This window comes from Paenibacillus sp. UMB7766-LJ446 (assembly GCF_030226665.1).
GTDB lineage: Bacteria > Bacillota > Bacilli > Paenibacillales > Paenibacillaceae > Paenibacillus > Paenibacillus vandeheii.
This window is the reverse complement of sequence record NZ_JASOYM010000005.1, coordinates 167,402-179,203: the sequence shown is the minus strand read 5'-3', so window position 1 is coordinate 179,203 and position 11,802 is coordinate 167,402. Positions and strand designations below refer to the sequence as shown.

The 11,802-nt window shown below is 48.2% G+C and carries 9 protein-coding genes and 1 CRISPR repeat array; of the genes, 2 read left to right on the top strand and 7 right to left on the bottom strand.

Annotated features, from left to right (window positions below; translation table 11 throughout):
- Window positions 1-61: 61 nt before the first annotated feature.
- The 4 genes from QP794_RS14740 to QP794_RS14725 all read right to left on the bottom strand — a co-directional run bounded on the left by QP794_RS14740 (window position 62) and on the right by QP794_RS14725 (window position 4,468).
- Window positions 62-403 (bottom strand): DUF4190 domain-containing protein, encoded by a 342-nt coding sequence (locus tag QP794_RS14740; RefSeq protein ID WP_285077768.1) that lies wholly within the window; start codon window positions 401-403, stop codon window positions 62-64.
- Window positions 404-640: 237 nt separating this feature from the next.
- A CRISPR array of direct repeats spans window positions 641-1,884; the repeat unit is 33 nt; unit sequence ATTTCAATCCACGCACTCCATACGGAGTGCGAC.
- A gap of 225 nt (window positions 1,885-2,109) precedes the next feature.
- A complete protein-coding gene (locus tag QP794_RS14735; RefSeq protein ID WP_285077766.1) occupies window positions 2,110-2,865 on the bottom strand; it encodes an amino acid ABC transporter ATP-binding protein in 756 nt (251 codons plus the stop codon).
- Between the two features lie 63 nt (window positions 2,866-2,928).
- A complete protein-coding gene (locus tag QP794_RS14730; protein WP_113054586.1) occupies window positions 2,929-3,588 on the bottom strand; it encodes an amino acid ABC transporter permease in 660 nt (219 codons plus the stop codon).
- Between the two features lie 109 nt (window positions 3,589-3,697).
- On the bottom strand, window positions 3,698-4,468 hold the full coding sequence (locus QP794_RS14725) for an amino acid ABC transporter substrate-binding protein (RefSeq protein WP_024628860.1): 771 nt from the start codon (window positions 4,466-4,468) through the stop codon (window positions 3,698-3,700).
- 301 nt (window positions 4,469-4,769) lie between these two features.
- On the opposite strand from QP794_RS14725, the gene QP794_RS14720 reads away from it, so the two are divergent.
- On the top strand, window positions 4,770-5,351 hold the full coding sequence (locus QP794_RS14720) for a hypothetical protein (RefSeq protein ID WP_285077762.1): 582 nt from the start codon (window positions 4,770-4,772) through the stop codon (window positions 5,349-5,351).
- A 113-nt stretch (window positions 5,352-5,464) separates the two neighbouring features.
- Here QP794_RS14720 and melA read toward each other — a convergent pair whose 3' ends face one another.
- Both melA and QP794_RS14710 read right to left on the bottom strand, forming a co-directional pair.
- The gene (gene melA / locus QP794_RS14715; protein ID WP_285077760.1) at window positions 5,465-6,970 is read right to left on the bottom strand and encodes an alpha-glucosidase/alpha-galactosidase; all 1,506 of its coding nucleotides are present in this window, start codon (window positions 6,968-6,970) and stop codon (window positions 5,465-5,467) included.
- A 180-nt stretch (window positions 6,971-7,150) separates the two neighbouring features.
- Window positions 7,151-8,161 carry an AraC family transcriptional regulator gene (locus QP794_RS14710; protein ID WP_285077758.1) on the bottom strand — a complete coding sequence of 337 codons (1,011 nt, stop codon included), beginning with the start codon at window positions 8,159-8,161 and terminating at the stop codon, window positions 7,151-7,153.
- A 173-nt stretch (window positions 8,162-8,334) separates the two neighbouring features.
- Here QP794_RS14710 and QP794_RS14705 point away from each other — a divergent pair, with 173 nt between their 5' ends.
- The gene (locus QP794_RS14705; protein ID WP_285077757.1) at window positions 8,335-8,736 is read left to right on the top strand and encodes a histidine phosphatase family protein; all 402 of its coding nucleotides are present in this window, start codon (window positions 8,335-8,337) and stop codon (window positions 8,734-8,736) included.
- 421 nt (window positions 8,737-9,157) lie between these two features.
- On the opposite strand, the gene QP794_RS14700 is transcribed toward QP794_RS14705, so the two are convergent.
- The gene (locus QP794_RS14700) at window positions 9,158-11,482 is read right to left on the bottom strand and encodes a rhamnogalacturonan lyase (protein ID WP_483311916.1); all 2,325 of its coding nucleotides are present in this window, start codon (window positions 11,480-11,482) and stop codon (window positions 9,158-9,160) included.
- Window positions 11,483-11,802 lie beyond the last annotated feature (320 nt).

Sequence of the window (11,802 nt, the reverse complement as noted above, 5' to 3'; positions counted from 1 at the left end):
GCTATACACGGCCTTGCTTTTTTAGTGTGAAACTATTCTTAAATCCACGATCCTTATCATTCTAGTATGTAGTGGAAATATCGGTGCTAACGTAGAAGAAGGCTGCAGCCAGAATGAACAAAATGATAATCGCATATATCGCCGTGCCAATGATGCCACACACGAGACCGGCAATTGCTAATCCTCTTCCCTGTTCCATGCGAAGTCTGATTTCCTTAAGAGAAATAGATGCGAATACGATAGCGACAATCCCAATCAGAAATCCCAAGTATGGAATCATGATTGACAAAATCCCCAGGACAAGAGCTGCGATAGACTTGCTATTGGTTTTGGGTACTACATAAGGTGGTGGCGGAAGCGGATCGCTATAATAACGATCCACATCATTCTGACGTTGATCCAAAGGTAAATCCTCCCTGTTGGTTAAGTAGTCTCATTATACTTGATTAGCTGGAAAAATATGCTCCATTATTTGTAAATATTCCGGTTTTATTAAATATATTTACTTTCTCGACCAAATACGCGAAGCATGCAATGTACAGAAAAGTATAATACTCTAGTTTTAAGGATGAGGTGATCGTTGGGAAAAGATCTAAATATCCAAAAAAACTCACCTTTATTTTCCTGGCTCACTTCATCGATTTCAATCCACGCACTCCATACGGAGTGCGACATTCTCATGAGCCGCTCAGGGGTCATGTGTTTTGATTTCAATCCACGCACTCCATACGGAGTGCGACAAGTCGATTATTCTCCTGTAGTCGAAGGCGTTGAATTTCAATCCACGCACTCCATACGGAGTGCGACTTTGTCTTTAATATCTACGGTATGCCCATTAGGATTTCAATCCACGCACTCCATACGGAGTGCGACGGAACACATTATGAAATAGAGGTGGTCAGCACATATTTCAATCCACGCACTCCATACGGAGTGCGACCAGAGCCGGCTTACCGTTAATCTCTGCAGGTAGTTATTTCAATCCACGCACTCCATACGGAGTGCGACCATCCGGATCGTCATTATCTGTTGGAATATTAAAATTTCAATCCACGCACTCCATACGGAGTGCGACGAGACTCCGTTTTCCTCGCAGTTAGCTACACAATTTCAATCCACGCACTCCATACGGAGTGCGACGATTCGGGACCGCTGTATCGAGCGTGAGTTTGTCGATTTCAATCCACGCACTCCATACGGAGTGCGACAGGGATGCACGTTTATATTCCGGTTATGCACGATATTTCAATCCACGCACTCCATACGGAGTGCGACTTTTAACAACATTTTAAAGGAGATGACGCTAATTATTTCAATCCACGCACTCCATACGGAGTGCGACAGACTCCGCGTAATTACTTCCTCATCACGAACGAATTTCAATCCACGCACTCCATACGGAGTGCGACGATGACAAACGAAGCACTTGCAATATCCGAAGATGATTTCAATCCACGCACTCCATACGGAGTGCGACGTATACCGCTGTATATTATGCATAATAGATTGAGAATTTCAATCCACGCACTCCATACGGAGTGCGACTCAATGTACTCCCGGATTCCTTTTACCTCTTCCAATTTCAATCCACGCACTCCATACGGAGTGCGACCAAAGATTAAACCAGCCGCGATAAAGATTGCTAGGATTTCAATCCACGCACTCCATACGGAGTGCGACCCAACACCGCGCAACAGAATATTGGTAACCGACAAATTTCAATCCACGCACTCCATACGGAGTGCGACCAGCGGCACTAGCAGCGTCGAAGGCTCAATATGATATTTCAATCCACGCACTCCATACGGAGTGCGACGGATGTCATTATCGGATAAGCAACACGACTTAGTCATTTCAATCCACGCACTCCATACGGAGTGCGACAGCGAAAAAAGAACGTAATAATACTATTTTCAATAATATCATTACGTTCTTTCACTATTTCTTGCTAATCATACAACCATTTTAATACACAAAACTCAATATATTCAATAGCCCTGTTGCCAAAAGGTTACAAATAGGACCCTTTCGACAAATTCTGAGGTGCGAATCTCCCGGGGATTTCATGTGAGCTTGGCATTCGCACCTGCATACTTTCCCAACCACTTTCTACCCTTCCACTTTCACCCGCTGCAAAAACGTTCGCGTACGCGAAAGCTTCGGATTGCCAAAGATCTGTTCCGGAGGTCCCGCCTCGGCAATTTCGCCGTTATCCATGAAGAAGACACGATCTGCAACATCGCGAGCGAAGCTCATCTCATGGGTGACAATCATCATCGTCATATTCTCCTGTGCCAACTGCTTGATGACACGCAGCACTTCCCCCGTCAGTTCGGGATCGAGTGCCGATGTTGGCTCGTCGAACAGCAGAATGTCTGGCTGCATCATCAGTGCGCGCGCAATGGCTACGCGCTGTTTCTGTCCGCCGGACAGGTTGGCAGGATAGGCATCCGCCTTGTCGGACAGCCCTACTTTACCGAGCAATTCAAGACTGCGCTGCCGGATGATCGCCGAGCTTTCTTTTTTCAACGTCTTCGGTGCCAGTTCCAGATTCGCCTGTACCGTCAGATGCGGAAACAAGTTGAAATGCTGAAAGACCATGCCCATGCGATCCGTAATCTTCCGTATATCCGCGCCGCCCGCATATGCTCCGTTCTCAGCCAGCGTCTGGCCTTGAATGCGAATGGTGCCACCCGAAATATCCTCGAGATGAATCAGGCTGCGCAGCATCGTACTTTTACCAGAACCAGAAGGTCCGATCACGGCGATCACTTCACCCGGCTCCACGTGGAACGATACCTGCTTCAGCACATCAAGTGTACCGAATGATTTTCTTAATTGATTCACTTCTATAATATGTGTCATATGCAGACAGTCCTTTAATTGATCAGATTGGATAACTTCGTAAACTTCTGTTTCGTGCGCGTTTTACTCAAATGTATAGCGTTTCTCCAGTGCCTTGAAGAACAAGGTGAGTACCATGGTCAGCAACAAATAAATAATACCGGCAATCAGAAACGGTGTCAGACGGAAATCACGGTTTACCGCGGCCTGTGCGTAATGCAGCAGCTCAGGTACAGCCACAGCATACAGCAACGCCGTATCTTTGATTAACGTAATCGATTCATTCGCCGTCGCAGGTAGCACAACCCGGATCATCTGTGGGATGATGACTTTCGTCATCGTCTGCCATTTGCTTAAGCCCAGTACCTGTGCAGCTTCATGTTGTCCTTTATCAATGGAAAGCAATCCACCTCTGAAAATCTCGGCAAAGTAAGCCCCATAATTCAAAATAAAGGCCAGTGCTGCCGCCGTGAAGCGGTCAAATACAAGATACTCCCCTACGCCTGGAAGCAGCGGCAGACCAAAGCAGAAGAACAACAGCTGAAGCATCAGCGGCGTTCCCCGCATCACATAGACGTACGTATGAGCGATCCACGCCAGTGGCTTGAATCGGCTTTTCATCAATAAGGTTACTCCAAATCCAAGCGGTACAGACACTATAATTGCCAGCAAAAATAAAAAGATTGTGGTCTGTGCCCCTTCAAGCATGGGCTTCATAACGCCCAGTAAATACTCCCAGCTCATCGCAATCGGCTCCTCTAATCTGTTAACCCCGAATTCCGCAGGAGACTTGCTCCTTTTTGGAATCCGGGGTCATGTTGTTTACTACATATGTCAGGCAAATGGCCTGATCCTATTTCAAAACTTCATCTTCACCAAACCATTTGGTGGAAATCTCGGCTGCTGTTCCATCGGCATTCAGCTCATCCAATGCCTTTTGCAGCTGGTTCAGCAGTTCTTCGTTGCCTTTTTTCACACCAATGCCGTATTGTTCCGGAGCAAGGGATTCATCCAGCAATTTGAACGTGCCCTCTTCCTTCGACATGTAATATCTCGCAACCACTTCGTCAATGATGACTGCATCCAGACGTTTGGTTTTGAGATCGGTCAGCGCCAGTACATTGTCCGGGAACTCGGACGCATTCACTTTATCCTTCAGCGGACTTGCCGCGAGTGCATCTGCCGCAGAGGACAGCGCCTGCAATCCTACATTCTTGCCATCCAGTTCATCCAGCTTCGTAATCGGTGAGTCCGCCAATGTAACTGCAACCTGGCTGTTCTCCAGATAAGGCTTCGTGAACAGCACTTTATCTTTCCGCTCATCCGTAATCGTGTACCCGTTCCAGATCAGGTCGATCCGGCCGCTGTTCAGCTCCGATTCTTTGGAAGACCAGTCAATTGGCTGGAACGTAATTTCTTTCCCCATTTTCTCCGCTGCTGCTCTTGCGTAATCAATATCGAAACCTACAATTTCATTCTTGTCATCGCGGAAGCCCATTGGAGCGAATTTATCATCTATCCCCACGATAATGGCATTGTCATCCTTGCTTCCCGAGCTAGAACATCCCGCAACAACAATCATGCATATGCTGATCAATAATAGAAATATCGCTTGTTTTCTCATCTCTCTAACCCCTCCATGTCTATAACCAAAACCCAAACGCTTTAGTTCGTTACCACGTTATCAGAGTCTTATAATAACATAGCATGGGAGAAGAGTCGAGCCTCTTGCCAAGTTCATTCATATCTATTCCGGTCAATTGTCAACAATTTGTGAAAAAGCTTCTTTCACTTGCGCCGGTTCCACCAGCTTCTTACGTACAGTTGAATCCCACTTATCCGGTTCCTGGAGAGTCTTCAGTTCCGTTCCGGCCCACGCTAAGCAACATTCTTCTCTAACTTCTCGTCTGGAAGATATTAGGGAGGTGGATACAATAAAAATCTTCAATACTATGGGAACGTTGATCTCACTGTTGTTCCTTACAACTTTGCTGATATTATCCGGCTGTAATCCTACTTCAATTAATGGTACAAACGGAACTGCCTCGCCCCCCACAACTAATCCAAAGGAAGGCGAAATGGGATCACAACAGGAGAAAGCTCAGGAAGCGGAGCCCAACTTACCCCAGGAACTGCCTACACCAATTATTAAGAGCAAAAGCGGCATCTCCATCCCTTCTGTACAGGGCAGTTATTGTTGGAGTGGAACGTGCGCTGATTACGCTAGCTTAAATTTTGAAGACAAAAGTCCGATCTCAGTTCTTGCCGGTGAGGAAGTATCCATAGATATGGGCATAGATATCCCCCCGGATGAGATAAGTATTTCTGAATATGTGGACAACCGCAGTCAACTCATTACTTCAACGGGTGGGACCTTCCAACTTCCCATGGAACCAGGGACATATTATTACGGAGCATCTGTCCGCTGGTCTTCCCCTCAAGATTCACAGGTCAGCCTGGGAGATACTTCTTTTGCGTTTGTAGTTCATGTTGTGGAGAAAAAATAAAACCAAACAGGGCCCCTCCACTACCGGAGAGGGCCCTGTTTGCTGTTTATATTTCGTTTTTTCTTGCGATCATATTCCCATTCATATTCCGTTGTTGTACATCCTGTCTTTATCTATTGCTGCACTTTCTCACGATCTTTGCCTTTATCCGATTCACCCGCATTTTTGTTGGCGGCGTCGCGATCCTGCTGCATCTCCTCCACTGTTTTCACTTTGAGACGTGCAGCGCCTTCATATTCCTTCGTTGGAATCAGGTTGCCCGCAGCCAGTCTTGCTTCTGCCGCAGCAATAGCATCCCCATATTGTGGCAACCACTCGGCTTGAGCGACCAGCATCTCGTCGACCATTTGCCAGATTTCTTTTGGATTACATACCGCACCCACAAGTGGGTCCATCATGAACGCCTGACGCAATAGTTTGTCGTCACCATGTACAGCAGCTTCAACCGCAAGCCTTTGTACGGAAATGCTCACATTACACACCGCAGCCGGACCGAGCGGCAGATCGCCTACATGTGGCATCGAAATGCCGTTGCGGTCCACATATCCCGGTGCTTCGATGATGGCATCATCCGGCAGGTTGGAGATCACACCATTATTAACGGTATTGAAATGTCCACGGTATACGCGCCCCGTCTCCAACCCTTCTATAATGTAGGAACCATGTTCTCCGCCGCGTTTTTCTGCAACAAATTGCATCGGCTCATCCTTCATCCAGTTCGGGAAGTCGGTCTCAAACCAATTTCTGCCCTCTGTACATACGCGTAAATACCCGCCTGTCTCGCCATTAATCCAGCTGTCCAGGTCGATCCAGTCCATGATCTCTTCCGGACGTTTGCGGTACCAAGGCACATATTCACTAAGGTGACCATTCGATTCCGTACTGTAATAACCAAATCGACGCAGCATATCGATCCGCACTTTCTCGGTGCGGCTGTACTCTGGATGTTTCTCGAAGGCTTCGAGCAAATTGCCCGTAAGGTCTTTACCTTCATGGGACGCCTTGATGTACCAGGTCTGATGATTAATTCCGGCACATACAATATCCACTTCATTCATTTTCAGTCCAAACGCTTCCGCAATCTGGTGATGCCCATGCTGTACGCCGTGACATAGTCCGATCGTACGCACACCGCCGTACTTGTTGCAGGCCCAGGTCAGCATGGCCATCGGGTTGGAATAATTGAGGAGCAGCACATCCGGTGCGCTTTGCTCGCGAATATCTTTGCAGATGTCGAGCATTTCGGCAATTCCGCGCTGTCCGTACATAATCCCACCTGCACACAACGTATCCCCGACACATTGATCCACCCCATATTTGAGCGGAATATCCACATCGGTTGCAAAAGCTTCCAACCCACCCACACGGATTGTACACAGTACATACTTCGCGTCCTTGAGCGCTTCTCTCCGGTCCGTTGTTGGCTGAATCTGAATATTCAGCCCATTCTCGCGGATATCGCGCTGACACAGCTCGGTAACCATGTCCAGATTGTGCTGATTGATATCGCAGAAAGCAACCTCAATATTGTTAAACTCCGGTACCGCGAGCAAATCCCGCAGCAACCCCCGTGTAAATCCGATACTGCCTGCCCCGATAAATGCCACTTTAAACGACATGCACAGTTCCTCCCGTAATCCGAGATATATCCGCTCGGTTAATGATCTCACTTCATGAAATCATTGTAGCAACGGGTTGTAAGGAAGCGTTATCAAAATCATGACCACTTCACCACGAGGTTGTCAAAAATCCTCACTTTTACATCCACCGTGTTGTACTATTCAGATAAACTGCACGATTTATTCTTCAGCGGGATAATGACTGACATGTCGCTCCATCGAGGAACGGAATTCAACCGGAGTTCGGCCCGTATATTTCTTGAATAACATATGAAAATATTGTCTGCTCCCCACCCCCACGTAATCGGAAATTTCGGAAATTGGAATATCTGTCTGTTGCAGCAGCATCTTCGCCTTTTCCATTCGAAGCATTGTGAGATAATCGGTAGGCGTGCGCTTCGTGTGCTGGCGAAAAATACGGTGCAAATACCCCGGATGCAGATTCACTGCTGCCGCAATATCCTTCATCTGAATATTGCGATCCATATTGTGATGCATGAATTCAATCGTACGTTTCACGTACAGCTCCGTCTGATCCAGCGTACTTCGATTGATCTCCCCTCGAAGTCGTGCGACCCTAACCAGCAGTTGGATAAAAAGTGTACGTACCAGCGTCCCCTGCTCAGGGGATTTCAGATCCCGGGCTTCGCGATGATGTGAGCGTTCCTCCGGCGGAATAATCCGCATGGGCGCAGAAGATCGTCCCTGCTCCATCAGACCGCGCTGATCCAGCTCCAGCACTAGGCTTTTCATAATGTGATACACCTCTTCCGGGTCAGGCAAAACGAGATAAGGCGAGTCTTGTGTTAGAAAAGCATGGACTTCTTCCTCTTCCAGCGCGAGCTGGCGAATGGAAGGCTGTCCTGGCTCCGATCTGGCAACTCCAAATTCCACATTCAGCATGCGGCACGGGACTCCATCTTTCACCAGCAGACGATGCGGAACCCCCGCGTCCAACAGAATGAATTGACCTTTTTTCAATACTGCCTGTTCGGAGCTGCCATCCGGCATCTGTACATCGACCCGGCATATTCCCGAAATAATGTACATGATCTCCGTAGAATCATGATCGTGATAGGACATCTGGTAGTTGTCCCATTGCTTGTAATAATACGCGTAGAAACGCGGCCCATATTCCTCCAAGCGCAGTTTCTCCTGAAACAGACTGCCTGTCCACTGTTTTGCTTCCAATGCCTTGCACCTCCGTTGCTGCAACGATCCTCACTTTTCTCCATTGTAGCAAGTCTCGGCGATGTATAGCATCATGTAAATGAAAAACATTGCGATTATAAATTAGATAATTATATAATTAGCCATAAATCTAATCATTTTTTATCCAATCTATAAGCAGGAGGTCTTGAGGGATGAAAACTACATTTTTTCTGGTGAGACATGGGGTCAAAGAAAAACAAATTGGAGATGTACCCCTCACATCCGAAGGAGTAGTACAAGCTAAGTCAACAGCACTTTATTTGTCTAATGTACCTGTCACCAAGATCATTGCAAGCCCACTTCGAAGAGCAATCGACACAGCGGCGCATATTGCTCTCCAAACAAAGGTGACAGTGACTGAGGACCGGCGTCTGCGGGAACGCGCCAACTGGGGTGACCTGCCTGAACAAACCTTTGAAGAATTTATCGCGATGTGGGACCAATGTACATCCGAGCCAGACTACCTGCCACCCGTGGGCGACTCATCTAAGCAGGCAGGCGAACGTTTGGCCTCTTCCCTAACGGAATTGGTGAATTTTAGATTCACCAGATAGCTATATCGTTATCGTTACTCACGGCGGGTTAATTACGGATCTTCTCGTAAACACATTTTCAGAGCATGAACTTAATGGCTGGCATCCTGATTTTATCGCCATGCAAAGTCAACTGATTCCCGAATGCTCCATCACCACATTGATCCATGAGAACGGGAACTACACCATTCATGATTTTGCATCCGTAAAACATTTGGAATGATGATGTAATGATGTCGTCAGTTGCTTCGGTTTAGCATCAGGCCAAACTCCGATCAAAAAAACTCCGGGTAACCTTCCGTACGCCTAAACGCACCGAGGTTACTCCAGAGTTCCGCTGTATCACCATACAGGTATTGCGCTCCTCAAGCCCAGCCTTCAGAGGATCATATCATCTGCGTTTTGGGCCATTTATCACTTATCATCTATCATCTCTTACTTCTCATTTCCCACCCTTACCCGACTTGGGCGTGTGGAACTTCGGCAGTGTAACCTTAGACCAGTCGATATCCGATGCCATGTAGAAGGATGGGTAAGACGGTTGATTGTACCCACTGTTCTGTCCGGCAATGCCGACACGATACATCGCGTCATGCATCAGCGTGTACAGTTTGCGATCTGTCTTCTCGGTGCTCAGATAGATGCGGATCGCCGAGCTGTCTTCGGTTCTGACCAGCATCTCTTCCCGCCAATCCCCAAAGATATCCGCTACGAGAGATGGCGTACCCTTGGTATAATTGTTGGTCAATGTTCCGGTTGCGGTCAGCAGCGTGCCCCGATTCCAATCCTTGATCGTAGGTGTGACATCGATGGCACCATCCACGATCTGAGTTGTCATATCAGCAGCCCAGCGAATATTCATATTGGTCCCAGGGGCTTTGTCGCTTATTTTCTCACCGCTGGCTGTCCACAATCCTACAGCCCATGTCTCCAACCCGCGGCGGGTTGGGTCCACATCACCGATCATGCCACGTCCGGTATCTTTGCCCGTGTACCCACCATAAATCACTTCACCAGTCTTCGCATCCCGCAGGGAATATCCGTACGGCGCCCAAGGACCACCCTCATGCACCATGAAGATCTCAAGTCCCGGACGGTCCGGATCAATATCCGCTACGTGAAGCGCATCCCCATGGCCCAGACGTGCAATCGTTCCCGGAGCGGCGCTCTCCGCAGGCATCAGGTCCTTGGAGCTGTACAGCACACTGCCATCATGATCAATCGTGGCCGAGCCGTACACAATCTCCTGTTTGCCGTCTCCATCCACATCAGCCACACTGAAATAGTGCGCGCCTTGTGTGGTAATTGAGCCATACACCGGATCTGTACCGTCCACCCCATGCGGACCGTCATTGAACGGGTTCTTCATCGGTGTCCAGCCACTGTCCACCTTCCATTCACGTTTGAGCTTTTTGCCATCCCAGTTGTAGGCGACCAGTGTGGAACGTGTGTAGTACCCGCGTGCAAAGATCGCAGACGGTTTCTTCCCATCCAGATACGCCACCCCTGCCAGGAAACGGTCAACCCGGTTCGCCGGTTCAATACGCGCCATTGCGTAATCGCCCCACATCAATCCATCATCCTGCCGTCCCGGCTCGTAAGGAATGGTCTCCAGCTCTTTTCCTGACTCTCCTTCGAACACCGTTACATACTCAGGCCCATCTACGATGAAGCCTTCGAACTTGCGCAGCTCATTCTTGCCACTGCGGCTTGGTGCATACACATCGATGAAGTAATCGGCCAAGCTCTCAGCATCCTTCTGAGACAAAGGATAACTATACTTTTTCTCCATCCCAAAAGCTTCCTCCAGCGTAGCAGGCCAGTTGCCCTTCACGACCTCTTCATGTTTATGCCAGTTCTTGAACATATCCACGACATGATCATAATAGCCATCTGCACTTAAACGGTAATCATCTTCGTTGGAATAACCCGCTTTGCGATCCTGCTTCGGAAGGGTGATGTACTTCTCGGACGTCACTTTTCCTTTTTTGTTATATTGGATTATCTTGGTGCCCGGCGCGGTCTTGAACATCATCTCGGCCTTGCCATCCCCGTCAAAATCATAAACGAGCATCTGTGTATAATGAGCACCCGAACGGATGTTGACGCCGAGATCGATTCGGTACAACAATTGTCCGTCCAGCGTGTAACAATCTACGTAAGTTTTACCGGTGTAACCTTTTTGCGAGACATCCTTGGCGTTAGAAGGGTCCCATTTTACAAAAAACTCATACTGTCCGTCCCCGTCCACATCGCCCACACTCATATCATTCGCAGAATACGAGTAGGCTTCTCCTACTGGCGTCACACCATCAGCCGGTTTTTGCAAAGGAATATCGACGTAGCCGTTCGCCCAAGGTTTGACGGATGCACTGCGTTTGCTCTCCTTGCCCTTCTTGCTTACCGATGCCACTTCATAACGGGACGACGATTTGCCTGCTGCATCAACATAGTTGGTGCTGTCGGTGACCGTAGCAATCTTTTTGCCATCACGATATACGTTAAAATCTGTACCTGTCAGACCTTTATCGCTATACCCTGTGGCCTCATCATCAAGCAATCTCCAACTGAGAAAAACACCCTCCGAAGTAGACGCCGCGACCAGACCGCGATCCAAATATTCAAGCTGAATGTCTTTCAAAGAACCACCTCCATTATGTGACTGCACGCTGGCATCAGCCGCGCTGTTCTCACTGGAAGCTGCTGCTCCGCTCGCACCCGCTGTTCCCGCAACGAGCAAAGCAACGCTTAGTGCCGAAGATAGCATTTTGGCTGCAAGTGGCAAACGTACCTTTTTACGATTGGAGTGCATACCTGAAACCGATCCTTTATGTATCGGCGCTGTTGTTTTGGATTTCATCGACCTTCACTCTCCTTGAGACAGAATGGGTGATGCTTGTGGCTGTGCTTGGATCGTTGCGGCATCCTTCAATCGATACAAACGTTCATATCCTTCAAATAACTGAATGCGCTTACAAAATTAATAGAGAATAATCTGCTTGAACAGACTTCTCAGACTTCTTCGATTCCGTCCCCCTTCCGTTCCCTCTCCATCAGAGCAGTTTCATCCTGCCCATCGGGTATTAT